The organism is Sphingobium sp. VMM, assembly GCF_056790315.1.
The window spans coordinates 111,269-133,836 of the sequence record NZ_JBXGSI010000015.1; the positions used below are offsets into that span (position 1 = coordinate 111,269).

The 22,568-nt window shown below is 64.5% G+C and carries 26 protein-coding genes; 11 read left to right on the plus strand and 15 right to left on the minus strand.

The window, feature by feature from the left end; all coding sequences use genetic code 11:
* Nucleotides 1–71: 71 nt before the first annotated feature.
* Nucleotides 72–1,766: a putative bifunctional diguanylate cyclase/phosphodiesterase gene (locus tag ACUCV3_RS18815; RefSeq protein ID WP_279729796.1), complete on the plus strand. Its 1,695-nt coding sequence runs from the start codon at nt 72–74 to the stop codon at nt 1,764–1,766.
* Nucleotides 1,767–1,776: 10 nt separating this feature from the next.
* Here the strand turns inward: ACUCV3_RS18815 and ACUCV3_RS18820 are convergent, their stop codons facing one another.
* The 4 genes from ACUCV3_RS18820 to mutM form a co-directional block, all read right to left on the minus strand.
* Nucleotides 1,777–2,394, minus strand: coding sequence for a peptidylprolyl isomerase (locus tag ACUCV3_RS18820; protein WP_279729798.1), 618 nt, complete (start codon nt 2,392–2,394; stop codon nt 1,777–1,779).
* A gap of 67 nt (nt 2,395–2,461) precedes the next feature.
* Nucleotides 2,462–3,880, minus strand: a complete 1,419-nt coding sequence (dnaA, locus tag ACUCV3_RS18825) for a chromosomal replication initiator protein DnaA (RefSeq protein WP_279729799.1) — start codon at nt 3,878–3,880, stop codon at nt 2,462–2,464.
* A gap of 430 nt (nt 3,881–4,310) precedes the next feature.
* Nucleotides 4,311–4,574, minus strand: a complete 264-nt coding sequence (gene rpsT, locus ACUCV3_RS18830; RefSeq protein ID WP_010335635.1) for a 30S ribosomal protein S20 — start codon at nt 4,572–4,574, stop codon at nt 4,311–4,313.
* Nucleotides 4,575–4,691: 117 nt separating this feature from the next.
* A complete protein-coding gene (gene mutM, locus ACUCV3_RS18835; protein WP_279729801.1) occupies nt 4,692–5,504 on the minus strand; it encodes a bifunctional DNA-formamidopyrimidine glycosylase/DNA-(apurinic or apyrimidinic site) lyase in 813 nt (270 codons plus the stop codon).
* Nucleotides 5,505–5,684: 180 nt separating this feature from the next.
* Here mutM and ACUCV3_RS18840 point away from each other — a divergent pair, with 180 nt between their 5' ends.
* From ACUCV3_RS18840 to ACUCV3_RS18870, 7 genes are read left to right on the plus strand one after another with little or no spacing between them, the layout of a single operon-like run.
* Nucleotides 5,685–6,416: a class I SAM-dependent methyltransferase gene (locus ACUCV3_RS18840; protein ID WP_279729802.1), complete on the plus strand. Its 732-nt coding sequence runs from the start codon at nt 5,685–5,687 to the stop codon at nt 6,414–6,416.
* Between the two features lie 7 nt (nt 6,417–6,423).
* Entirely contained in the window at nt 6,424–7,965 is a 1,542-nt protein-coding gene (gene ubiB, locus ACUCV3_RS18845) for a 2-polyprenylphenol 6-hydroxylase (RefSeq protein WP_279729803.1), read from the plus strand.
* A 49-nt stretch (nt 7,966–8,014) separates the two neighbouring features.
* A complete protein-coding gene (locus ACUCV3_RS18850) occupies nt 8,015–9,274 on the plus strand; it encodes a bifunctional phosphopantothenoylcysteine decarboxylase/phosphopantothenate synthase (protein ID WP_279729804.1) in 1,260 nt (419 codons plus the stop codon).
* Nucleotides 9,249–9,704, plus strand: a complete 456-nt coding sequence (gene dut, locus ACUCV3_RS18855) for a dUTP diphosphatase (RefSeq protein WP_279729806.1) — start codon at nt 9,249–9,251, stop codon at nt 9,702–9,704. The genes ACUCV3_RS18850 and dut overlap by 26 nt, the downstream gene beginning before the upstream one ends.
* Before the next feature lie 4 nt (nt 9,705–9,708).
* Complete coding sequence (locus ACUCV3_RS18860) at nt 9,709–10,113, plus strand: hypothetical protein (RefSeq protein WP_048936461.1); 405 nt, start codon at nt 9,709–9,711, stop codon at nt 10,111–10,113.
* Entirely contained in the window at nt 10,110–10,877 is a 768-nt protein-coding gene (locus ACUCV3_RS18865) for a HesA/MoeB/ThiF family protein (protein WP_279729808.1), read from the plus strand. Before ACUCV3_RS18860 ends, ACUCV3_RS18865 begins: the two co-directional genes overlap by 4 nt.
* 11 nt (nt 10,878–10,888) lie before the next feature.
* Nucleotides 10,889–11,230, plus strand: coding sequence for a DsrE family protein (locus ACUCV3_RS18870; RefSeq protein ID WP_048936460.1), 342 nt, complete (start codon nt 10,889–10,891; stop codon nt 11,228–11,230).
* Between the two features lies 1 nt (nt 11,231).
* Here ACUCV3_RS18870 and ACUCV3_RS18875 read toward each other — a convergent pair whose 3' ends face one another.
* The 3 genes from ACUCV3_RS18875 to ACUCV3_RS18885 all read right to left on the minus strand — a co-directional run bounded on the left by ACUCV3_RS18875 (nt 11,232) and on the right by ACUCV3_RS18885 (nt 12,539).
* Nucleotides 11,232–11,423, minus strand: a complete 192-nt coding sequence (locus tag ACUCV3_RS18875) for a helix-turn-helix transcriptional regulator (RefSeq protein WP_004208912.1) — start codon at nt 11,421–11,423, stop codon at nt 11,232–11,234.
* Nucleotides 11,420–12,007, minus strand: a complete 588-nt coding sequence (locus tag ACUCV3_RS18880; protein WP_010338663.1) for a hypothetical protein — start codon at nt 12,005–12,007, stop codon at nt 11,420–11,422. The genes ACUCV3_RS18875 and ACUCV3_RS18880 overlap by 4 nt, the downstream gene beginning before the upstream one ends.
* 94 nt (nt 12,008–12,101) lie before the next feature.
* Nucleotides 12,102–12,539: an ExbD/TolR family protein gene (locus ACUCV3_RS18885; protein ID WP_048936400.1), complete on the minus strand. Its 438-nt coding sequence runs from the start codon at nt 12,537–12,539 to the stop codon at nt 12,102–12,104.
* Between the two features lie 170 nt (nt 12,540–12,709).
* Here ACUCV3_RS18885 and thrS point away from each other — a divergent pair, with 170 nt between their 5' ends.
* Entirely contained in the window at nt 12,710–14,692 is a 1,983-nt protein-coding gene (gene thrS, locus ACUCV3_RS18890) for a threonine--tRNA ligase (RefSeq protein WP_482240971.1), read from the plus strand.
* Between the two features lie 127 nt (nt 14,693–14,819).
* The gene (gene infC / locus ACUCV3_RS18895) at nt 14,820–15,353 is read left to right on the plus strand and encodes a translation initiation factor IF-3 (RefSeq protein ID WP_029547879.1); all 534 of its coding nucleotides are present in this window, start codon (nt 14,820–14,822) and stop codon (nt 15,351–15,353) included.
* Between the two features lie 80 nt (nt 15,354–15,433).
* Here infC and ACUCV3_RS18900 read toward each other — a convergent pair whose 3' ends face one another.
* The 7 genes from ACUCV3_RS18900 to pabB form a co-directional block, all read right to left on the minus strand.
* Nucleotides 15,434–15,961, minus strand: a complete 528-nt coding sequence (locus ACUCV3_RS18900; protein WP_279729814.1) for a GNAT family N-acetyltransferase — start codon at nt 15,959–15,961, stop codon at nt 15,434–15,436.
* 37 nt (nt 15,962–15,998) lie between these two features.
* Nucleotides 15,999–17,117, minus strand: coding sequence for a zinc-binding dehydrogenase (locus ACUCV3_RS18905; RefSeq protein ID WP_279729816.1), 1,119 nt, complete (start codon nt 17,115–17,117; stop codon nt 15,999–16,001).
* A gap of 84 nt (nt 17,118–17,201) precedes the next feature.
* The gene (msrA, locus tag ACUCV3_RS18910) at nt 17,202–17,876 is read right to left on the minus strand and encodes a peptide-methionine (S)-S-oxide reductase MsrA (protein ID WP_279729818.1); all 675 of its coding nucleotides are present in this window, start codon (nt 17,874–17,876) and stop codon (nt 17,202–17,204) included.
* Nucleotides 17,863–18,024, minus strand: coding sequence for a hypothetical protein (locus ACUCV3_RS18915; protein WP_170319005.1), 162 nt, complete (start codon nt 18,022–18,024; stop codon nt 17,863–17,865). The genes msrA and ACUCV3_RS18915 overlap by 14 nt, the downstream gene beginning before the upstream one ends.
* 310 nt (nt 18,025–18,334) lie before the next feature.
* The gene (locus ACUCV3_RS18920) at nt 18,335–19,537 is read right to left on the minus strand and encodes a pyridoxal phosphate-dependent aminotransferase (protein WP_017500850.1); all 1,203 of its coding nucleotides are present in this window, start codon (nt 19,535–19,537) and stop codon (nt 18,335–18,337) included.
* Nucleotides 19,538–19,722: 185 nt separating this feature from the next.
* Nucleotides 19,723–20,346 carry an aminotransferase class IV gene (locus ACUCV3_RS18925; RefSeq protein WP_279729821.1) on the minus strand — a complete coding sequence of 208 codons (624 nt, stop codon included), beginning with the start codon at nt 20,344–20,346 and terminating at the stop codon, nt 19,723–19,725.
* Between the two features lie 32 nt (nt 20,347–20,378).
* On the minus strand, nt 20,379–21,557 hold the full coding sequence (gene pabB / locus ACUCV3_RS18930) for an aminodeoxychorismate synthase component I (RefSeq protein ID WP_482240969.1): 1,179 nt from the start codon (nt 21,555–21,557) through the stop codon (nt 20,379–20,381).
* A 93-nt stretch (nt 21,558–21,650) separates the two neighbouring features.
* On the opposite strand from pabB, the gene ACUCV3_RS18935 reads away from it, so the two are divergent.
* A complete protein-coding gene (locus ACUCV3_RS18935; RefSeq protein ID WP_169863120.1) occupies nt 21,651–22,037 on the plus strand; it encodes a DUF983 domain-containing protein in 387 nt (128 codons plus the stop codon).
* Between the two features lie 14 nt (nt 22,038–22,051).
* Here ACUCV3_RS18935 and ACUCV3_RS18940 read toward each other — a convergent pair whose 3' ends face one another.
* A complete protein-coding gene (locus ACUCV3_RS18940; protein WP_004210293.1) occupies nt 22,052–22,492 on the minus strand; it encodes an acyl-CoA thioesterase in 441 nt (146 codons plus the stop codon).
* Nucleotides 22,493–22,568: the final 76 nt, after the last annotated feature.

The following is a 22,568-nucleotide window of genomic DNA, read 5'->3' on the forward strand; positions in this document are numbered from 1 at the left end:
ACCACTGTCCTTCATATCCGCCTGATCCAGCAGCACCGATTATCGGGGGCTTTGAGCAGGCAGGGAGGCACATGCAGGGCGTGACAGTGAAAAGCCGCGCTGCTGCCTTTGCCTGTGCGGCCGGCGCGCTCGTCTTCATCCTGTCGCTGCTATTGGGCCATGGCGCGGGTGACGATCTGGTCGATGTCGGCCGATCGCTGATCATCGCGATCCTGTGCGGCACGATGAGTTGGGCGTCGGCCCAGCGCACCATCGCCGCTACTGCAAGCGCCATCGATACTGCGACGGAGCGGCTGCTGGCCGCTGCCCATGGCGATCTTCATTCCCATGTCCCCGCCGAGATCGGACTGGAACTGCCCGACCTGTCGGTGGCGATGGAAAGCCTGTTCAGCCAGGTCCGCACCAATCTGGACCATGTCCAGACATTGGCGCTGTTCGACCAGGTGACCGGCCTTGCCAACCGCACCAGCTTCTGTCGGCAGGTCGAACGCCTACTCGTCGAACGCAGCGGCACGGGACCGGCCGCCTTGTTCTTCATCGACCTGGACGGATTCAAGGCGGTCAACGACACGCTGGGCCATGCAGCCGGCGACCAGTTGCTCGCGCGGGTGGCGGGCCGCCTGCGCGAAGTGGTGATGGCCCAGGTCAGCGCTGGCCTGGGCGACGCCGTGATCGGCCGCCTGGCGGGCGACGAGTTCACCATGTTCTTCCCCACCCTGCCCAGCCGCGAGGCAGCCACGCGCATCGCACGTGCCATCCAGTTCGCGCTGGGCGAACGATTCGAACTGGGCAGCCAGCATGTCGATCTGGGCGCGTCGATCGGCATCGCCTGCTACCCCGACCATGGCGACAGCCTGTCCGCGCTGCTGCGATCGGCCGACATCGCCATGTATCATGCCAAGCATGAAGGGCGGGGCCGCGCCGAGATGTTCACCGCCGAACTGGCGCTGGAAGCGGCGGACCGGGCCGAACTGGAACGCGACCTGCTGCTGGGGCTGGAGCGTGACGAATTTCTGCTGGAATTTCAGCCACAGATCGAAATGAGCCACGGCGGCGTGGCCCATGCGGTCACGGCCGAGGCGCTGGTGCGCTGGGTCCATCCCGAACGCGCGCTCATCATGCCCGGCGCGTTCGTGCCGGTTGCGGAGGAAAGCGGCATGATCGTCGCGCTGGGCGACTGGGTCATGAGCCGGGTATGCGAGACCGCTGCGCGCTGGGCGCGATCGGGCGTGCATCAGCGAATCGCGATCAATATTTCGACTCGCGAACTGGCGCAGGCCGATTTCTTCCTGCGCCTGCGCCATGCCATGGCGACGCACCAGACCCCGCCGCTCATGTTGGAGTTGGAGATCACCGAATCGCTGGCGATGGACATGGACGAGCGCGTGCTGGGGCAGCTCAGCGCACTGCGACAGGATGGCGTGCGAATCGCCATCGACGATTTCGGCACTGGCTATTCCAACCTCGCCCGGCTGCGCGAATTGCCGGTCGACCGGGTGAAGATAGACCGCAGCCTGGTGCGCGACATCGCGACCTCCGCAGAGGCGCGGACGATCTGCAGCGCGGTCGTCGGTCTGATTCAGGGCCTTGGCATGGAAGTGGTGATCGAAGGGGTCGAGACGCAGGCACAGATGGACATGCTGCGCGTTATCGGCTGCACCCTGTTCCAAGGCTATCACCTCGCCCGACCGATGGGCGAGGCGCAATATCTGGATCGATATGCCGCCGCCCCCACCGTCGAACCGACGGAACGACGCAGCCTCTAAGCTGGACGATTCAGGGCAGGCGCCGGGCCGACAGGATCTTGACCGTCGGCTCCAGCATCTGCCCCTTCATCACGCCATTGCCGGCGGTGGGCGATTTCGGACCGGCCTGGATGGCCTTCACGATATCCAGCCCCTCGACCACATGCGCGAAGACGGCAAAGCCCTGATTGTCGCCGGCCGATTCGGGCTGCGCGTCCATCGCCGGCATCTTGCCCAGCACGATGAAGAAATCCCCGGTTGCGCTGCCCGGTGCATAGCGCGCCATCGACAGCGCACCGTCATCATGGGTGAGGCCCGTCTGACTGGTCGGCTCATGCTTGATCGGCGGCAGGACGCGCTTGGGGTCATTCTGTGTCCCGCCCTGGATGAAGCCGTAGTCCGGACCGCCGACGGCGCGGTAGAAGACGGTGCCGTCGAACCGCTTTTGGTCGACGTAACGCAGGAAATTGCCGGCCGTGACCGGTGCCTTGTCGGGATGCAGCGCCACCACGATGCGTCCAGCACTCGTATCGAGCGCCACCCGCACATCGCTTGACGCGGCAGGCGGCGAAACCGGGGTTGGAGACTGGGCCAGCAGCGAGCCGGAGGCCAGCGCGGCGAGGAGGAACAGGGCCAGGGTGCGGATCATGGCATCAAGCCTAGTCCAACCGCCCTGCCCTGTCAGCCCATGGAGTCAGCCATGGTTGGGGCTGCTATCAGCCTTCCAGCTGGCGCATCAGGGCGCGGACGTCGGCGTCCATGTCCGGATGGCTTTCACGCAGCTTCTCGATCGTGCGCACCGCGTGAATCACCGTGCTGTGATCGCGACCGCCAAAGGTACGGCCGATTTCCGGCAGCGAGCGCGGCGTCATCTTCTTCGAGATATACATCGCCACCTGACGCGGACGCGCGACAGCGCGCGCACGGCGCTTCGACTTCATTTCCGACAGGTCGATCTTGAAATGCGCGGCGCAGGCCTTCTGGATCTCGTCGATGGTCAGGCGACGCACATTGGCGCGCACTGCGTCGGCGAGCATGGTCTGGGCAAATTCCAGATCGATCGAGCGACCGGTCAGCTGGCCATAGGCCACCAGCTTGTTGAATGCGCCTTCCAGTTCGCGCACGTTCGAACGGATCGAACGGGCAAGGAAGTCGATCACCGCATCGGGCACCGGCGGATCGCCGGCATGGGCGCGGCGCGCCTCCAGAATCGCAAGGCGCAGATCGAGACCCGCCGGACGGATATCGGCCACCAGACCGCCCGCCAGACGCGACAGGATGCGCGGATCAATGCCGTCCAGCATCTGCGGCGCGCGGTCGGCGGTCACGACGATGCGGGCACCGGTATCGATCAGGTCGTTGATCGTGTGGAGGAATTCTTCCTGGGTCGAGCCCTTGCCGGCGATGAACTGGATATCGTCGATCAGCAGCAGGCGCGCGGCGCGCAGGCGGGCCTTGAACGCCATCGTCTCGTTCGAGCGCATCGCATTGACGAACTCGACCATGAAGCGTTCGGCCGACATGTAGAGCACCGGTGCGCTCGGCGAATGGGCCGAGAAGGCCCGTGCGATCGAGTGCAGCAGGTGCGTCTTGCCCTGACCGGTACCGCCATGGATGAAGAGCGGCGTGAAGCGCGGCTCCGCCTCCCCCGCCATCGCCAGCGCCGCCGAATAGGCGAGCTGGTTGGTTTCACCCGGAACGAACTGGTCGAAGGCGTGGCGCGGCTGGAAGTTGCAGGCGACGGTCGGCGCAGCGGCAATGATCGCCGGCGCCGTCACGGCTGCGGCCACGTCGCGCTTCACCTCCAGCAGGCGCGGGCCCGACGAATCGGGCGCACGGCGCAGGCGCACTTCACGCACGCCGGCGCCCGAGCAGCGCCAGGCCATGCGCAGGCGATCGCCAAACTGGCCGGAAACGAAATTCGCGCTGAAATCCGACGCAAAATGGAGATCCAGCGTCTGCGAATCGGGGCAATAGTCACCCAGGCGCGCAGGCTTCAACCATTGGTCGAACATGCGCGCGCCGATGTCGCGGCGCAGACCGGTGCGGATGGTCGTCCAGGCGGATTCCAGGCGGGCCATATCTGCCGCTGCCTCTCCGTCCTGAATTCCAAGCACCGCCGCATTATCCTTCATTGAATGCTGCCCCCAAAATACCAACAAAAATGCCCTGAGGGCACGACTATCGGACGCAACAAGATGGTTCGGAAAAGCGCCCCCGCTCTTCCGAGTCTGATACATCGACTGACATTATGACGACCGCCAGGAAGTGATTCGATCAGCGGCCGGAGGATCAAAATAGACAGGGCCGCTTCGCCGGATCAAGGGCGGGTCGCTTCAAAAAACTGAAATAAAGACGTTGACTCGGGAATCCCGCAGAAAACCGCAGATTCACAAATTGTGACTATTTTTCAGTGGATTACTTAGGCGCGATTCTGACGATCTGGCTCGAATCGTGAGAAATTCGCGGGTCAGGGAAATGACTATTCCATGACTCCAGCAGAAAAAGCCCGCTCCGGCGATCCGGAGCGGGCTTTTCAGATAAGCGGGTAGCTTAACGTAAGGCTTAGGCGATCGCGCCGACGGCCTTGGTCAGGCGACCGAACTTACGAGCGGCCGTGTTCTTGTGCAGAACGCCACGGGCAACGCCGCGGGCCAGTTCGGGCTGGACAGTCTGAAGCGCGGTAGCAGCAGCATCCTTGTCACCGGCGAGGATGGCGGCTTCCACCTTCTTCACCAGGGTGCGGATCCGGCTGATGCGGGCGCCATTGATCGCGGCGCGACGCTCGTTGCGACGGATGCGCTTCTTGGCTTGCGGCGTATTGGCCATTCTATTCCTCGGTTCTCATCAAATCTCGGGAAGAGGCCCGTCGGATTCGCCAACCAGCCTCGTGAAGGTGCGCCCCTTACAGCTGTTCCGGGGTGTCGTCAACCAGCGAGCCCCCCGCTATTTCTGGCATTTGGGGCAATGGAAGGTCGATCGCCCCCCATCGACTCGGCGTTGCACGGTGCCGCCACAGGGACAAATCTGTCCTTCGCGCCCATAGACTCGCCATTGGTTGGAGAAATAGCCCAATTCGCCATCCGGCCGCGCATAATCGCGCAGGGTGGACCCGCCAGCGACAATGGCGGCGGACAGAACCGTGCGAATCGCCTCCACCAGCAAGCCAAGCCGGGGCTTCGATATGCGGCCCGCCGCTCGAGTCGGGGCGATGCCCGCCATGTTCAGCGCTTCGCATACATAGATATTGCCCAGCCCTGCGACGATGCGCTGGTCGAGCAATGCCGCCTTGATCGACGTTGCCTTGCCGCTCAGCACCCTCGCCAGATAGGCCGCGTCGAAATCCGGCCCCAATGGTTCGGGGCCCATGCGGGTGAAGGGGGCATAGCCCTGCCAGGCGTCACTGCGCACCAGATCCAGCGAACCGAAACGGCGCGGGTCGTTGAGCGAAAGAAGACGCCCGCTGCCCGTCTCCAGCAACAGATGGTCATGCGCCCCGATTTCCGCCGGATCGATTCGCCATCGCCCCGACATGCCGAGATGGAAGATCATCATGTCGCCGCGATCGGTTTCGATGAGGCCATATTTGGCCCGGCGCGAGAGGCCCGTGACGGTGGCGCCGGTCATACGCTGACGCAGGTCCGCCGGAATCGGGAAGCGCAGATCGGCGCGGCGTGGCTCGACCCGCGTCAGGGTCGCCCCCTGCAAGACGGATCGCAGACCGGAAACGGTGGTTTCGACTTCGGGAAGCTCGGGCATGGCCCCTATGTAGGATGCCGGATAGCGGAGCGACAGGGGCGTTTACGCCCAACTCCCAACCCATGCCTTCGCGCCGGATTGGCCCTGAAACTGCGCAATCACACAAGAGCGGGATTCGCCGCATCGCGTGAGCGCGCATAGCGCTTCCATCTGGCACGATCAGGCTCTAGAGCGAACCGCATGAGCGAAACAGCATCCTTCGGCTATCGCGACGTCGATGCCGCCGAGAAGGCCGGCATGGTCCGCGCCGTATTCTCCAATGTCGCCGCCAAATATGACCTGATGAACGATGCCATGTCGGGTGGCGCGCATCGGTTGTGGAAGGACCAGTTCGTCAAGCGGGTGAAGCCGCAGCCGGGCGAGCAGATATTGGACATGGCCGGCGGCACCGGCGACATCGCCTTTCGCATGCACAAGCTGGGCGCCCATATCACCGTGTCCGACATCAATCCCGAGATGCTGGCCGTGGGTGTCGAGCGGGCGCAGAAGAAGGGCTATGAGGGCCTGATCTGGTCGGAACAAAATGCCGAAACGCTGACCTTTGGCGGCCGGGAATTCGACGCCTATACGATCGCCTTCGGCATCCGCAACGTCACCCATATCGACATGGCGCTGCGCGAGGCGCACCGCGTGCTGAAGTTTGGCGGCCGTTTCTTCTGCCTGGAATTTTCGACCACCACCTGGCCGGGCTTTTCCGACGTCTATGACGGCTATTCGCACAAGCTGGTGCCGCAGCTGGGCAAGCTGTTCGCCAATGATGCCGACAGCTATCGCTATCTGATTGAATCGATCCGCCGCTTCCCGCCCATGCCCAAGTTCGAGGGCATGATCCGCGACGCCGGCTTCGTGAACACCAAGGTCGAGCCGATCCTGGGCGGGCTGGTGGCGATCCATTCGGGCTGGAAGATCTGACGCCCGCATGACCACCCACGCGACCCATATCTGGCGGCTCCTGAAATGGGGCCGGACACTCGCACGCCATGGCGCCCTCACTGGCATAGAACGCGATCCGCTGACGCCGACGCCGGTGCGCCGGCTGGTGCGCCTTGCCCGCTTCGGCGCGCGCGTGCCCAAGCAGCCACGCTATGCCGATGCGTTTCAGTCGATCGGCCCCGCCGCGATCAAGCTGGGTCAGACGCTGGCGACCCGCCCCGACCTGGTCGGTGAGGAAGCCGCGAACGACCTGTTACGGCTGCAGGACGCCCTGCCTCCCGTCCCGTTCGAGACGATCCGTGCGCAGGTCGAACAAAGCTTCGGTCGGCCGCTGGAGCAGGTTTATGCCCGGTTCGACGAGATGCCCGTCGGCGCCGCGTCGATCGCACAGGTGCATCGTGCCGTTACCAGCGACGGCCGCGAGGTCGCGGTCAAGGTAATCCGCCCCGGCGTGATCGACCAGTTCAACCGCGACATCCAGACCTATGAATGGGCGGCCGCCCATGTCGAGATGCTGGGCGGCGAAGTCGCCCGCCTGCGCCCGCGTCTGGTCATCGCCAATATGAAGCGCTGGACCGCGCGCGAGCTGGACCTGCGGCGCGAGGCGGCATCGGCATCGGAACTGGCCGAGGCGATGGAGGCGATGCCGGGCTATCGCATTCCCGCCATCGACTGGGATCGCACGACGGGCAAGGTCATGACGATGGAATGGATCGACGGCATCAAGATCTCCGATCGCGATGCGCTGATCGCTGCCGGCCATGACCTCAAGGACATCGCCGCCCGCCTCGTCAACGCCTTCCTGCGCCAGGCGATCGCCGAAGGTTTCTTCCACGCGGACATGCATCAGGGCAATTTGTTCGTGAAGGGCAATGGCGACATCGTCGCGATCGATTTCGGCATCATGGGGCGGATCGATCGGCGCGCCCGCATGTGGCTGGCCGAGATTCTCTATGGCCTGATCACCGGCAACTACAAGCGCGTCGCCGAAATCCATTTCGAGGCGCAATATGTGCCCGGCCATCATAATGTCGACGAGTTCGCCACTGCACTGCGCGCCGTGGGCGAGCCGATGCGCGGCAAGCCGGCGAGCGAATTGTCGGTGGGCGGTATGCTGGACGGGCTGTTCGCCATCACCCGCGATTTCGACATGCAGACCCAGCCGCACCTGCTGCTGCTGCAGAAGACGATGGTGATGGTCGAGGGCGTCGCCCACCAGCTCGATCCCGAAATCAACATGTGGGAAACCAGCGGCCCCTATGTGAAGGAATGGCTGCGCACCGAATTGGGGCCGGAAGCCAAGGCCGCTGATGCGCTGATCGAGAATTGGCGCCTGATCCAGCGGCTGCCGGCACTGGTCCGCCGCATCGAAGACGCCTTCCCCGAAAAGGGCGGTGCCCCGCCACCGCTCCCGCTGGGCGACGTGAAGCTGATCCAGGTGGGCGGCGGCTGGCGCTATGGGCTGGTCGCGCTGCTGGCGGCGGCGATCGGCGCCGGGGCGATGGCCGCGGCCACGACCTTCTTCTAAGTCGGCGACCGGGCTGGACAAGTCCCGGTCGCGCGACCAAATGTTGGCCATGACCCAGCGTGTGCTTCTCATCGTCTCCGGCGGCATTGCGGCCTATAAGTCGCTGGAACTGGTGCGCCAGTTGCGCAAGCGCGGCATCGCCGTGCGCGCGGTGCTGACCGAAAGCGCGCAGCAGTTCGTCACGCCGCTAAGCCTGGGCGTGCTGACCGAGGATCATGCCTATGGCGACATGTTCGACCTCAAGGAAGAACGCGAGATCGGCCATATCCAGCTGTCGCGCCAGGCGGACCTGATCGTCGTCGCACCGGCCACCGCCAACATTCTGGCCAAGATGGCGGCGGGCATCGCCGATGACCTCGCCACCACCATCCTGCTCGCCACCGACAAGCCGGTGCTGGCCGTGCCGGCGATGAATGTGCGCATGTGGCACCACAAGGCGACGCAGCGGAACCTGGCGCAGCTCCATGCCGACGGCCTTCACATCATGACGCCCGACGATGGCGAGATGGCCTGCGGCGAATATGGCAAGGGCCGCCTGCCCGAGCCGGAAGTGATCGCAGCGGAGATCGGGCGCCTGCTGGCCGCCCCTCCCCTGCCCGATCCGCTGGCGGATCAGCCTGACTTCGCCACTCCTGATTTCACTGGCGCAGACGAGCCGCTGGCCGGGCGCCATATATTGGTGACCGCCGGGCCGACGCATGAGCCGATCGATCCGGTGCGCTACATCGCCAATCGGTCTTCGGGCAAGCAGGGCTTTGCCATCGCCGCCGCCGCCGCGCGCGCCGGGGCGAAGGTGACTTTGGTGGCGGGCCCCGTGCATCTGCCCACGCCCGTCGGGGTCGACCGTATCGATGTCGAGACCGCGCGCGAGATGCTGGCGGCGGTCGAGGGCGCGCTGCCCGCCGACGCCGCGATCATGGTCGCAGCCGTTGCCGACTGGCGCACCGCCGACGCGGCCGAGCAGAAGCTGAAGAAGGATGGCTCCGGCCAGCCCGCGCCGCTTAGCCTGGTCGAGAATCCCGACATATTGGCGACATTGGGCCATCATGCCCGCCGCCCCCGCCTGTTGATCGGCTTTGCCGCCGAAACCCAGAAGATCGCCGAACATGCGCAGGCCAAGCTGGCCCGCAAGGGCGCCGACTGGATCGTCGCCAATGACGTGTCCGGCGACGTCATGGGCGGCGACAGCAACAGCGTCCAGATCGTCACATCCGCCGGCATCGAAAGCTGGGCCGCCATGGCCAAGAGCGATGTCGCCACCAAACTCATCGAAAAGGTTGCCAATGCCCTCTCCGCTGCCGCCGATTGATATCCAGCTCATGCGCCTGCCCAATGGCGAAGGGCTCCCCGTCCCCGCCTATGCCACCGCGCACGCCGCCGGCATGGATGTGGTGTCGGCCGAGGAGATCATACTCAACCCCGGCGATCGCCATCCGGTCGCGACCGGTTTCGCGCTGGCGATCCCCGAAGGTTATGAGATTCAGGTGCGGCCCCGGTCCGGCCTAGCGCTCAAACATGGCATCACCCTGCCCAACGCCCCCGGCACGATCGACGCCGACTATCGCGGTGAACTCAAGGTGTTGCTGATCAACCATGGCGCCGATCCCTTCCCGATCAAGCGGGGTGATCGCATCGCGCAACTGGTGGTCGCGCCGGTTCAGCTTGCGAGCTTCGTCGAGGTCGATATGCTCGACGATACCGTCCGCGGAATGGGCGGCTTCGGTTCTACGGGAGTGTGACATCATGATGACCCCGCTGCTTTCGCTGATGCTTGCCGCCGCCACACCGCAGGCGCTTCCCGCCATGCCCCAGGATCTGAGCGAAGTGCCGGTGATCGAGGGCTGGCAGGGCCGCAAGGTGTCGCCCAAATGGTCGGAGAATGTTCACACTCTCTACCGCAAGGCATCGTGCAGCGGCGCGGTCAATTATGAAGGCTCGCAACTGCTGGAACTGGATGTGCTGTTCCTGCTCGATGGTCAGGGCCGGCCGCTGAAGATCGCGCCGGTCAATGTCCGCTGCCCGGATGTCGAAACATTCGTGAGCAAGCGCATCCTCGGCACGCTCAAGGGCAGCTTCCCCAAGACCGGCACCGACGAACCGGTCTGGATGCGCTCGCAGGTGCGCTTCCTCTGGTCGGACGCATCGTGACGCTGACCGACGATCAACTGGAGCGCTATGCGCGCCATATCGTGCTGAAGGAAATTGGCGGCACCGGCCAGGCCCGGCTGCTGTCGGCCGATGTCGCGGTGATCGGCGCGGGCGGCATCGGCAGTCCGGCCATCCTCTATCTGGCGGCCGCCGGCGTCGGCACGATCCGGGTGATCGACGATGACGCCGTCGCCCTGTCCAATCTCCAGCGGCAAGTGCTGTTCGGCACCGCCGAGATCGGCACGCCCAAGGCGGAAGCGGCGATGGCGGCGGTCGCCCGGATCAATCCCGACATCAGGCTGATCCCGATCAACGCGCGGATCGACGCGGACAATGCTGCCACGCTGCTGCGCGAGGCCGATGTCGTGCTGGACGGGTGCGACAGCTTCGCGACCCGGTTGGTGGTCGCCGATGCCGCGCAGGCGCTGCGCATGCCGCTGGTATCGGCGGCGGTCGGCCCGTTCGAGGGGCAGCTCGCCACCTATCGCGGCTGGGAGACGGACAAGCCCTGTTATCGCTGCCTGGTGGGCAGCCCGGTCGACGCGCCCGAACGCAATTGTTCGGAAACCGGTGTGATCGGCGCGCTGACCGGGGTAATGGGCAGCCTGGCCGCGCTGGAGGTGATCCGGGCGCTGGTGCCGTTCGGCACCGACATGGCGGGGCAGTTGCTGATCGCGGACCTGCTGGCGATGCGTTTCCGCACGCTGGGCGTGCCCAAGGATCCGGCCTGCCCCGGCTGTGCGGCGGAACTGTGCGCGCCCTGAGGATCGTCGTCATGACGGCCGATGCGGAGCGGCTGCGTGGCGCATTGGTGCTGGCCACGGCGCAGGCGGCATTGGGCGGCGAGGCCAGCCTGTTCCTGCAACTGGATGCCGTGGGCCTATTAGCACGTCCAATGGCTGCACCACAGGATGATGCGCACCACGCGGCAGGCTTGCCTACGCTCTCCGAATTGGTGAACGAAGCGCTGGACATGGACGTCGCCATGATCGCCTGCCAGAGCGGCCTTGCACTATCTGGGCTGTCCGCCGACAGCCTGCCCAAAGGTGTGGAGGTCGGCGGCCCACTCTCCTTCCTGCAACAGATGGACTCAGAAGCCCGGCTGCTGATCGCCTGAATCAGTCGCGCAGGAAGATATCCTCGATCTTCAAACCGAACAGGTCGGCGATGCGGAAGGCGAGCGGGAGCGAGGGGTCATATTTGCCCGTCTCGATCGCGTTGACGCTCTGGCGCGAGATGCCGAGCTGGGCGGCGAGATCGCTCTGGTTCCAGTCGCGTTCCGCCCGCAAGATTTTGAGCCGGTTCTTCATGCGCGGCCGCCGGGCAGGATCGGCGCCAGCAACAGCCCCAGATTCCACAGGATGAAGGCGGCATAGGCAGGCGCATGGGGGGCAAGGCCGGAACCTTCGAGCAGGCCCCAGACGGTGGTGATCACCAGCATGAAACCGGCGGCGATCAGCGCGCGCCGGGCATGGACCATGCGCAGATATTCGTCGGCCTCCTCCACCAGCAGCCGGCCCATCGCCCAGATGAAGCCGATCAGCGGCGGTGCCGGCAGCAATGCGACGAGCACGGCCCATACGCCCGCCGGATGCCATTCGCGCTGGATGGTGATGGCCGCGACCACGGTGACGATATTGGCGATCATCAGCGGCACGACCCGGCCGATATAGCGGGCAATCGCCGATCCCGGCACGCCGCGCGCCAGCCGCATCGCTTCCCAGATCAGCCAGCCTAGTGCCAGCAGGCCCGGCACCATCAGCGGCAATTTGCCGTTGCCGCTGATGGTGAAGATGTTGGCGGCGACGGCAGCGGCCACCATCAGCACCGTGAACAGCGCGGCGGCAGCGCAGATGCGCCAGGGAAAGGGGTGAATGGGTTCCGGGGCGATCATGACTCGTGCCTCCTGCTCTGAAAGGGTCAAGCGTCCTTTACAGAAACAGGAAGCAGCGAGTCAACTTACCTTTACATTTTATCGCGTATCCTTGTCAGAACTGGCCATAGCGCTCATTGCCGACAAAGCCGAGCTTGGTGACGCCGGAACGGCGGATGTCGGCCAGGGTCTGGTCGACCACCAGATAGCGGGCGGCGGCGTCGGGCTGGAATTGCAGTTCCGGTTCGACCGGCATGGCGAGCGTCTGAGCGAGATAGCGGCGCAGCGTCAGGGCATCGACCGCATTGCCGTTCCAGCGGACCACGCCCGATGCGTCGATCGTCACCTTGTTCTTGATCGGATCGGGTTGGGGCAGGCTGGTATCGACCGGCGCCTGGGGCAGGTTGATACCCACGCTGTGGGTCTGAATCGGGATGGTGATGATGAACATGATCAGCAGCACGAGCATGACGTCGATCAGCGGCGTCGTGTTCATCTCGCCCATCGGCGCGTCATCCTGCGCGCCACGGGATTTTGCAAAGCTCAAAGCCATAAGTCCCTCCTGCGCTGATAATGATATATCAGCACATAAAACATGCGCCCATGGGTGACTCTTGGCAAGAGGGCTTCTATTGACAGGGCAGACCGCCCATTTATGGGGAAGGCGCGGCTTTTTGGGCCGTGCAACCTGAACATTTCACAGAAAGACCCCCCGTGTCCGCCATGCTCAAGATCACCCTGCCCGATGGTTCCGTGCGTGAAGTCGCGCCCGGCACTACTCCGGCGGACATTGCAGCGGCGATCGGGCCGGGCCTGGCCAAGGCGGCGATCGCCGCAAAGGTAGACGGCGAGCTGCGCGACATCATGCGCCCGCTGGAACAGGATTCGCAGCTCGCCCTCGTGACGGCGAAGGACGAGGCCGACGCGCTCGAACTGGCGCGCCACGATTTCGCCCATGTGCTGGCCGAAGCGGTGCAGGCGCTGTTCCCCGGCACGCAGATCACCTTCGGCCCGGCGACCGACGATGGTTTCTATTATGATTTCGCGCCCAAGGATCGCCCTTTCACCGAGGAAGACCTGCCCGCGATCGAGGCGGAGATGCGCAAGATCATCGCCGCCAACAAGCCGCTGCGCCGCGAAGTGATCGCCCGCGACACGCTGATCGCCCAGTGGGAAGCGGCCGGCGAGACGTTCAAGGCGCAATGGGCGGCCGAACTGCCGCAGGGCGAGGAACTGACCGTCTATCATAGTGGCGACGGCTGGTACGACATGTGCCGCGGCCCGCATCTGGCCTCCACCGGCAAGCTGGACCCGGCCGCGTTCAAGCTGACCCGCGTGTCGGGCGCTTACTGGCGCGGCGACCAGAAGAATGCGATGCTGAGCCGCATCTATGGCACCGGCTGGCTCAACAAGAAGCAGCTCAATGAGCATCTGACGCGGCTGGAGGAAGCGGGCAAGCGCGACCATCGCAAGCTGGGCGCGGAGATGGACCTGTTCCACCTGCAGCAGGAAGCGCATGGCAGCGTCTTCTGGCACCCCAAGGGCTATCTGATCTGGCGCGAGCTGGAAGCCTATATGCGCCGCGCGATCGACGATGCAGGCTATCGCGAGGTGAAGACCCCGCAGGTGATGGACGCGCGCCAGTGGGAACAGTCCGGCCACTGGGGCAAATATCGCGAGAATATGTTCGTCATCCCCGACGAAGTGCCGAATGTGGCCGACGAAGGCCCGCTGGTGTCGGACGATGTCGACTGGATGGCGCTCAAGCCGATGAACTGCCCGGCGCACATCCTGATCTTCAAGCAGGGGATCAAGAGCTATCGCGACCTGCCGCTGCGCTTCTACGAGAATGGCTGCTGCCACCGCAACGAGCCGCATGGCGCGCTGCACGGCCTGATGCGCGTGCGCCAGTTCACCCAGGACGACGCCCATATCTTCTGCCGCGAGGACCAGATCGTCGAGGAAGTGCGCGCCTTCTGCGCGCTGGCCGACCGGATCTACCGGGATTTCGGCTTCACCTACTCGATCAAGCTGGCGCTGCGCCCGGAAAAGCGTTTCGGCACCGAGGAAATGTGGGACAAGGCGGAAGAGGAACTGCGCAACGCGGTTGCCGCCGCCGGCCTCAACACGCCCGAATATGGCTGGGAAGAGCTGCCCGGCGAAGGCGCCTTCTATGCGCCCAAGCTGGAATGGCACCTGACCGACGCGATCGGCCGCACCTGGCAGGTCGGCACCATCCAGTCGGACCGGGTGCTGCCCGAACGGCTCGACGCCAGCTACATCGCCGAGGATGGCGAGCGTCACCGGCCGGTGATGCTGCACCGCGCGATCTTCGGCAGCTATGAGCGGTTCATCGGCATCCTGATCGAACATTATGCCGGCAAGTTCCCGCTGTGGCTGGCCCCCGTGCAGGCGGTGGTCGCGACGATCGTGTCGGATGCGGATACTTATGCGCTGGACGTGGTCGAGAAGCTGCGCGCCGCCGGCATTCGTGCCGAGGCCGACGTGCGCAACGAGAAGATCAACTACAAGGTGCGCGAACATTCGCTGGGCAAGGTGCCCAACCTGCTGGTCGTCGGCCGCCGCGAGGCGGAAGAAGGCACGGTGGCGCTGCGCGAACTGGGCAAGGATGGCCAGACCATGTTGTCGGTGAGCGAGTTGATCGCCCGGCTTGAAAAAGAAGGTCGCGCACCCGATATGGGTTGAGGCAGCAATGCCACAGGGTGCGTGATTCCGTTACGACGGAGACACGCACCCCTTTCGGTTTTGTAAAAAAGCCGCTAAGAGCCACTCGGTTTTAATAGACTCAGGAGAAGCTGCTATACGTCCCCCGATGATGCGCCGCCCACTGGCGCCGCCGCCGAAGTCCGGCCCCCGGTATAACGAATTCATCACCGTGCCCAAGGTGCGCGTGATCGATGACGAAGGCGAAAATCTGGGCGTGATGTTTACGCAGGAGGCGATCGAGCAGGCCGCCGACGTTGGCCTGGACCTGGTCGAAGTGTCGCCCAACGCCGATCCGCCAGTCTGCAAGTTCCTGGACATCGGCAAGTTCAAGTACGAGGCCCAGAAGAAGGCGAACATCGCCCGCAAGACCCAGAAGACGCAGGAACTCAAAGAGATCAAGATGCGTCCGAACATCGACGATCATGATTATGATACGAAGATGAAGAAGGTCCATGATTTCATCGGCGACGGCGACAAGGTGAAGATCACCCTGCGCTTCCGCGGCCGCGAACTCAGCCACCAGCAGCTGGGCATGAACCTGCTGCAGCGCGTGGCGGAAAATGTCGCCGAGATCGCCAAGGTCGAAGCCTATCCGCGCATGGAAGGCCGCCAGATGCTGATGGTGTTGTCGCCGAAATAAGCGGCGCCGCGACATTGAAGAACATGCGTATCGGGCGGGGTCTGGCGACAGACTCCGCCCGATACGCATTTGAGCACGGCTTAGTCGATCAACGACGTGTCCGGCGTGGCGCGTGCATCCAGCGTCAGTTGCAGGAAGGCCAGGTCGAGCCATCGGCCGAATTTCACGCCGACCTGCGGCAGCAGGCCGACCTGGGTGAAGCCCAGCCGTTCGTGCAACCGGATCGATCCGATATTGCCGGCCTCTATGCCGGCAACCATGACATGCTTGCCGATCGCGCGGGCACGATCGATCAGGGCGAGCATCAGCGCCTTGCCGATTCCCGCCCCGCGCTGATCGGCGCGGACATAGACCGAATGTTCGACCGTGTTGCGATAGCCATCCCAGGCGCGCCAGTCGCCAAAGGAGGCATAGCCAACCACGTCGCCCAGCGCATCGACCGCGACCAGCACCGGATAGCCCTGCCCCTGCCGCTCCGCCAGCCAGGCGCGGCGATTGGCAGCGTCGACCTGATGATCGTTCCAGATCGCCGTCGTGTTGACGACCGCGTCATTATAGATGGCCGCGATGGCCGGCGCATCGGCCGGGCCGGCATCCCGAATGGTCATTGGCGCAGGTCACTCCTTGATGGGTTCATATAAGGGCTCAGGCGGCGTTCGGCACGATCAGATATTTCTCGCCGGTGCGGCGGGCATTATAGGCCAGCACCGCGTCGCGCGTCAGCGCCTCGCGGAGCGACAGGCGCGCCTTATAGTGGCTGGCGAAGAGGCCGGTGAGATTGGCGCGGACGCGGGCGCGCATCCGCTCCACCGTGTCCGCCCCCGCCTGCGCCAGGAAAGGCGTCAGCAGCCAGCCGCCGACCCGCCAGCTGAAGCCGAAGCTGCGCGTCAGCAGGGTTGGCGACAGGTCTAGGGCGCCATAGATATAGGCCTGCTTCATGGTGGCGGAGCCATAGCGGCTATAGGCAGCGCCCGCACTCGCCACCTGTTCCATCGCGCCCAATATCCGGCTGACCAGCGATCCGCCGCCAATCGCGTCAAAGGCGATGGTCGCCCCCGTTTCGCTCAGAGCGGCGACCAGCAGTTCGGCAAAATCATCGGCCGTGCTGTCGAGCACATGGCGCGCGCCCAGATCGCGCAGCAGCGCAACCTGCGCCGGGCTGCGGACGATATTGACCAGCGGGATGTCGTCCGCCTGGCAGATTTTGACGAGCATCTGGCCAAGGTTGGAGGCCGCCGCAGTATGGACCAGCGCCTTGTGCCCCTCTGCCCGCATGGTTTCGACAAAGCCGAGCGCAGTCATCGGATTGACGAAGGCCGATGCCCCCTGCTCCGCCGTGGCGCCATCCGGCAAGACCATGCAGGCGCGCGCATCGACCAGCCGATATTGGGCATACATGCCGCCCGGCACACAGGTGACGCGCTTGCCGAGCAGCGCTTGCGCCTCCGGCGCTTCGCCCGCTGCGATCACCGTGCCCGCCCCTTCATTGCCGACCGGCATCGCTTCGCCCAGGCGCGAGGCCATGGCGCGCATCGCTGCCTCGGGCATCTGCGCCACCAGATAGCCATCGCCATATTCGGCATGGTCGACATCGGCCGACCCCAGCAGCAACCCGAGATCGGATGGATTGATCGGCGCCGCCTCGACCCGCAGCACGACCTGAGATCCGGTCGGCGCTGGCAGGGTCTGCTCTGCCAGCGATACGGTCAGTCGGCCATCGGGCGCGAGGGTCGAAAGAATTTGCAGACCGGTGATGTCGGACATGAGGAGGCTCCCTTGGCGGCGATGACATTGCGGCGATGAAAGGGGCTTAGCCTGCCACGCCGCCATCGGCCAGCATCGGCGCGATCAGGCGGCGGGCACCGCGCGGTAGAGCGTGGGATACATGGCGCGGAATGCCTTGAGCTTGGGCATGTCCCAGCGCTGGATATAGGGATGATAGGGATAGCGGGCCATGAAGTCCTGATGATCGGCTCCGGCATCCTGGAAGCCGGTGAAGGGCTCCACCTTGGTCACGATCGGGTCGCGCCACAGCTCGGCCTTCTGCAACTGTATGAGATAGGCGCTCGCTGCCTTGTCCTGCTCTGGATTGAGCGGGAAGAGCGCGCTGCGATATTGGGTGCCGCTGTCGGGCCGCTGATAATTGAGCGTGGTGGGATCGGTGATGACCGAGAAGAAGATGCGCAGCAGCGTGCCGTAGCTGACGATCTTCGGATCATAGGTGACCCGGACCGACTCGGCGAAGCCGGTATCGCCGCCGCTGACCATGTCATAATCGACCTTGCGGTCGCGCGGGCCACCGGCGAACCCCGCCACGGCGAGCCTGACGCCCTTCACATGAGAAAAGACGCCCTCGACACCCCAATAGCAGCCGCCCGCGAAGATCGCGGTTTCCAGCGATCGGGTCGGCTGCGCATCAACCGCCGGAATCGGCGTGGGGACGGCAGGTTCGGCATGCAATGGGGAAGACGCGGCGGCGAGCGCCGCAAGGGGAAGTAGGAAAAGGCCCTTAGAGCGCCGCACTGCCGACAGGGGTCGCGGTCGACGCGATCGCGGTCGAGGTCAGCGCCGGCGGCTCATTATTGGGCTGAAGCGCGAACATCGCGACCGCCCCGATGGCAAAGCCACCCAGGAAGCGGAAGAACAGTTCGGATTTCAAAAACGCCAACATGGCCAAGCCTTTCTGTCGCGATATCTTCGCGATCGTCGCCCGGTAGGACATTGCGCCTTGCCCCTGTCTGAACATGATCGCGCCGGACAGCGGCTTTCGACCAAGAACAGGAGCGGAGCGACGAAATGCCACCGCACATAAGTTTCTTTACGCAACGGGCATATAGCGCCTGCGGCGTCAATCACAAGACGCTGCAGTGCGAAAAAGACCGTTTCAATTTCTGAGACAATGGAAAAATCCGGCCGCGATAGACAGTATCGCGACCGGATTTTCAAGAGCTTATTGCAGGCCGACGATCATCGGCCGGCGCTTATTTCAGCGCTGCGCAGGCTTCCTGGATGCGCACGCAGGCGGTCTTGAGCACCTCTTCCGAGGTCGCATAGCTGATACGGAAGGCCGGCGAGAGGCCGAAGGCGGCACCATGGACGGCCGCGACCTTCGCTTCGTCGAGGAAATAGCCGATCAGCGCTTCGTCGCTGTCGATCCGCTGGCCCTTGGGCGTCACCTTGCCGATCACGCCGCTGGCGTCGGGATAGACATAGAAGGCGCCTTCAGGCGTCGGGCAGTCGAGGCCCGGCGCATCGTTCAGCATGGCGACGACCATGTCGCGGCGCTTCTTGAAGGCGGCATTGCGCTCTTCGAGGAAATCCTGCGGGCCGGTCAGCGCGGCCACGGCGGCAGCCTGGCTGATCGAGCAGGGGTTGCTGGTCGACTGCGACTGCAGCTTGCCCATGGCCTTGATGATCCATTCAGGGCCACCGGCGAAACCGATGCGCCAGCCGGTCATCGAGAAGGCCTTGGAGCAGCCATTGACCGTCAGGGTGCGGTCATAGAGATCCGGGCAGACCTGGGCGATGGTGGCGAAGGGGGTCGGCGCGTACCAGACATGCTCATACATGTCGTCGGTCATCACCAGCACATGCGGGTGACGCAGCAGCACTTCGCCCAGCGCCTTGAGCTCGGTCGCCGAATAGGCGGCACCCGACGGGTTGGACGGCGAATTGAGCATCACCCACTTGGTGCGCGGGGTGATCGCGGCGTCGAGCTGGGCCGGGGTGATCTTGTAGCCCTGGCTGGCCGGGCCTTCGATAAACACGGGCGTGCCGCCGGCAAAGTTCACGATGTCGGGATAGCTGACCCAATAGGGCGCCGGGATGATGACTTCATCGCCCACGTCGACGGTCGCGACCAGCGCGTTGAACAGGGTGTGCTTGCCGCCCGAGTTCACGCTGATCTGGCTGCGCTTGTAGATCAGGCCATTGTCGCGCTTGAACTTGAAGGCGACCGCCTCCTTGACGTCGGCAGTGCCGTCGACATCGGTATAGCGGGTCAGATTCTTGCGAATGGCCTCGATCCCCGCCTCTTTCACGAAATCGGGCGTGTCGAAATCGGGTTCGCCGGCCGAAAGACCAATAACGTCCACGCCTTCGGCTTTAAGGGCATTCACGCGCGCGCTCATCGCCAGGGTGGCGGAGGGCTGGATGCGACCGAGGGCTGCGGAAGTCTGGCTCATGGCAATGATCTTTCTCCAGAGCGATGCCCAGACGGACAAAAGAGTCCGCGCTCAGCGACATCGCGACAAAAAATAATATTATCTCCTCGCCTGCCGCGCAGGCAGACGCGGCGGTCCTTAGTGCGCAAAGGACGCCGGAGCAACCGCCAGTTGCCGGTTATTGGCTTGTGCGCATCCTAGGAAAACTATCGGACCAGCGAGGCCGCGACCATCCCGCGCGACGCATTGCCGATGAAGAAGCCGCGTTCCAGATCATGGATGCGCAGATCGCCCTCCACCGCCTCGCCCATGTCGAGCAGGCTCTGGCGCAGGATTCCGCGCAGCAGCCCGCGCGAGGCCGGCGGCGTCACCAGCTTGTCGCCCCGTTCCACGAAGATGGAGGAGAAGCAGCCTTCGGTCAGATAGCCCTGTTCGTCGGTCATCAGCACTTCATAGGTGCCGCCGCGTTGCAGAGCGTCGCGATAGAGGGAACGGTCGGTGGTCTTGTGCTCCAGCCGGGGATCCGTGGCGGCGGCGAGCCGGGGCACGACCTTCACCTGCATGATCGCCTTGGGCCAGGTACGATGTTCGCGCACCTCGATCGACACCGAGCCCTGGCGCGACACCAGCAACCGCACGCGGCTGAGTTCGCGCAGGCGGAAAGTGGCGGCCTGAAGCTCGTTGCGCACGCTGTGGCGGTCGAAGGCGAAGCCCAGCGCCTGCGCGCTGTCCTTCAGCCGGCTCAGATGCAGTTCCAGCAGACGCACGCCTTCATGCGGATCGAAGGCCATGGTCTCGAGCAGATCATATCGTCCGTCAGCCACCGACATCGAACCTATTCACGCCCCACTGCAATCATCTTTCATCCCAGCGACAGGAAGCGCCCCTTGGCCAGGCATTCCGCCCATTCGGCCGACGCATCCGAATCCGCAACGATGCCGGAACCCAGGCCCAGGCGACCGATACCGCTTCCTTCTTCGACGCAAATGGTGCGAATGGCAACATTGAAAGCCGCGTCCCCCGCCGGATCCATCCAGCCCATCGCCCCGGTATAGACGCCGCGGGCAAAAGGCTCGACCATGTCGATGATCTCCATCGCCCGCACCTTGGGCGCGCCGGTGATCGATCCGCAGGGAAAAAGCACGCGCAACACGTCGACCGGCGCCAGCCCCGGCAGCACGCGGCCGCGAATGGTGGAGACCATCTGGTGGACGGTCGGATAGGTTTCGACCTTGAACAGGTCGGGGACCGTGACCGATCCGGCCCGCGCCACCCGCGACAGATCATTGCGCAGCAGGTCGACGATCATCAGATTTTCCGCGCGCTGCTTGGCATCGCGCGCCAGTTCGGTCGCCAGGGCGGCATCCCGTTCCGGATCATGATCGCGCACGGCGGTGCCCTTCATCGGCCGCGCCGTCAGTTGCCCGCGCACCTGGGTGAAGAAGAGTTCGGGCGAGAAGGACAATATCTGATGCCCGCCGATATTGATGATGCCCCCATAGCCAGCCTGCGCGCGCGGACGCAGCGCCGCATAGAGCGCCATCGGATCGCCGGCGAAGCGCAATTCGCACGGGAAGGTCAGGTTGACCTGATAGATGTCGCCGGCACGGATCAGTTCCTGCACCTGGTCGAACTGCGCGCGATAGTCGGCCTCGCTGACCAAAGGCCAGGGCGCATCGACGCTGACCGCCGCAGGATCGGGCAGCAGGTCCGCGACGCCATCGGCCGGGATGAAGCGGCACCCTTCGAACAGGCCGAACCAGAGCAAGGGCATGGCTTGCGGCCCGCCCTTGGGCGGGCGGTGCGCGATCGGCGCCAGCCGATCCTCCAGCGCCAGCCCGGCTTCATAGCTGACATAGCCGGCGGCATGGAGACCCGCCTCGCGCGCTTCGGCGATGCGGTCGAGCGCGGGCTGCACCTCCTCCATCCGCCAGGCCGCGATGACCGACACCGGATCGCGATACAGACGCGCGGGCGCTGCCCCCTGGACGCGCGCATCGTCGAACAGGGCAAAGGCTTCGGTGGGACCAGGCAGGCGCATGGCGTCCTCTTAACAGGCTTTGGCGCGCACGAAAGAGCGATGCAGGTGGCGCCATGATTGCCCGGCGGGGCAAAGCTGGCCTAGACAGGGGGCATGTCCGACCAGCCCCCTGCCCCGACGAGCGAACCGCGTCCGTTCAAACCGGCCTTGCTGCTGGGGCTGCGCAGCCGCTGCCCGGCCTGCGGCGAGGGCAAGCTGTTCGCGCGCTTCCTGAAACCGGTGTCGGCGTGCAGCCATTGCGGCCAGCGCTGGGACGGGCATCAGGCCGATGATTTCCCGGCCTATATCGTCATCCTGCTGCTCGGCCATCTGCTGGTGCCGCTGATGATCGAGGTCAATGCCGCGCTGGCCATCCCATTGGGCTGGCAGGCCGTGCTATGGCCGACGCTGGCGGCGATATTGGGGCTGGCGATGATCCAGCCCGCCAAGGGGGCGGTGCTGGCCTTTCAATGGTCGCGCCGGATGCACGGCTTCGCCTGACGGCGCGCCGGGCCTTATTCCGCCGGCTTGCGGATGAAGTTGAGTTCCATCGCTTCGCGCAGCGTGTCGTCGATCGAGCGACGCCCCTCGGCGCCATGGGTGACGACGGTGGTGTCGCAGGTGGCGACGCATACGCCCTTCTGGAAGCCGGCCGAGCTGATCGTCCAGCTGGTGCGGCCGATATGGCCGATCGCGCAATGGACCTCGAACGGATAGGGGAAATGCGATTCCTCGATGAAATTGAGGTTCACATTGGCCACCAGCCAGCGCACGCCCTGTTCCTGCGGGTGGCGGCCCATATGGTGATGAAAGCGGATACGGGCCGTTTCGAAGATACCGGAAATGGCCACATTGTTGATGTGCCCCATGGTATCGAGATCCTGGAAACGCGTATCGATGCTCGTGATGAAGCGATATGCGTCGGGACTGAACCGCCAGGATTCGGGTTTGGCCATGTCCTGCTTTCCTTGAAATTGTTTTTTTCGCTCTTAGCCCAGCGATCTTGCGATGCAATGTTCGCGACGAAAATGC

Excerpts from the sequence above, each read along its gene's own strand:
- ACUCV3_RS18860 (WP_048936461.1), top strand. The coding sequence starts at position 9,709 with ATGATGACCCCGCTGCTTTCGCTGATGCTTGCCGCCGCCACACCGCAG.
- ACUCV3_RS18935 (WP_169863120.1), top strand. The coding sequence starts at position 21,651 with ATGTCCGACCAGCCCCCTGCCCCGACGAGCGAACCGCGTCCGTTCAAA.
- ACUCV3_RS18815 (WP_279729796.1), top strand. The coding sequence starts at position 72 with ATGCAGGGCGTGACAGTGAAAAGCCGCGCTGCTGCCTTTGCCTGTGCG.
- ACUCV3_RS18850 (WP_279729804.1), top strand. The coding sequence starts at position 8,015 with ATGACCCAGCGTGTGCTTCTCATCGTCTCCGGCGGCATTGCGGCCTAT.
- infC (WP_029547879.1), top strand. The coding sequence starts at position 14,820 with ATGATGCGCCGCCCACTGGCGCCGCCGCCGAAGTCCGGCCCCCGGTAT.
- ACUCV3_RS18915 (WP_170319005.1), bottom strand. The coding sequence starts at position 18,024 with ATGTTGGCGTTTTTGAAATCCGAACTGTTCTTCCGCTTCCTGGGTGGC.
- ACUCV3_RS18870 (WP_048936460.1), top strand. The coding sequence starts at position 10,889 with ATGACGGCCGATGCGGAGCGGCTGCGTGGCGCATTGGTGCTGGCCACG.
- mutM (WP_279729801.1), bottom strand. The coding sequence starts at position 5,504 with ATGCCCGAGCTTCCCGAAGTCGAAACCACCGTTTCCGGTCTGCGATCC.
- dut (WP_279729806.1), top strand. The coding sequence starts at position 9,249 with ATGCCCTCTCCGCTGCCGCCGATTGATATCCAGCTCATGCGCCTGCCC.
- ACUCV3_RS18905 (WP_279729816.1), bottom strand. The coding sequence starts at position 17,117 with ATGTCCGACATCACCGGTCTGCAAATTCTTTCGACCCTCGCGCCCGAT.
- ACUCV3_RS18885 (WP_048936400.1), bottom strand. The coding sequence starts at position 12,539 with ATGGCTTTGAGCTTTGCAAAATCCCGTGGCGCGCAGGATGACGCGCCG.
- ACUCV3_RS18875 (WP_004208912.1), bottom strand. The coding sequence starts at position 11,423 with ATGAAGAACCGGCTCAAAATCTTGCGGGCGGAACGCGACTGGAACCAG.
- ACUCV3_RS18880 (WP_010338663.1), bottom strand. The coding sequence starts at position 12,007 with ATGATCGCCCCGGAACCCATTCACCCCTTTCCCTGGCGCATCTGCGCT.
- thrS (WP_482240971.1), top strand. The coding sequence starts at position 12,710 with ATGCTCAAGATCACCCTGCCCGATGGTTCCGTGCGTGAAGTCGCGCCC.
- ACUCV3_RS18920 (WP_017500850.1), bottom strand. The coding sequence starts at position 19,537 with ATGAGCCAGACTTCCGCAGCCCTCGGTCGCATCCAGCCCTCCGCCACC.
- ACUCV3_RS18940 (WP_004210293.1), bottom strand. The coding sequence starts at position 22,492 with ATGGCCAAACCCGAATCCTGGCGGTTCAGTCCCGACGCATATCGCTTC.
- rpsT (WP_010335635.1), bottom strand. The coding sequence starts at position 4,574 with ATGGCCAATACGCCGCAAGCCAAGAAGCGCATCCGTCGCAACGAGCGT.
- ACUCV3_RS18900 (WP_279729814.1), bottom strand. The coding sequence starts at position 15,961 with ATGACCATTCGGGATGCCGGCCCGGCCGATGCGCCGGCCATCGCGGCC.
- dnaA (WP_279729799.1), bottom strand. The coding sequence starts at position 3,880 with ATGAAGGATAATGCGGCGGTGCTTGGAATTCAGGACGGAGAGGCAGCG.
- ACUCV3_RS18840 (WP_279729802.1), top strand. The coding sequence starts at position 5,685 with ATGAGCGAAACAGCATCCTTCGGCTATCGCGACGTCGATGCCGCCGAG.
- ACUCV3_RS18925 (WP_279729821.1), bottom strand. The coding sequence starts at position 20,346 with ATGTCGGTGGCTGACGGACGATATGATCTGCTCGAGACCATGGCCTTC.
- ubiB (WP_279729803.1), top strand. The coding sequence starts at position 6,424 with ATGACCACCCACGCGACCCATATCTGGCGGCTCCTGAAATGGGGCCGG.
- ACUCV3_RS18820 (WP_279729798.1), bottom strand. The coding sequence starts at position 2,394 with ATGATCCGCACCCTGGCCCTGTTCCTCCTCGCCGCGCTGGCCTCCGGC.
- pabB (WP_482240969.1), bottom strand. The coding sequence starts at position 21,557 with ATGCGCCTGCCTGGTCCCACCGAAGCCTTTGCCCTGTTCGACGATGCG.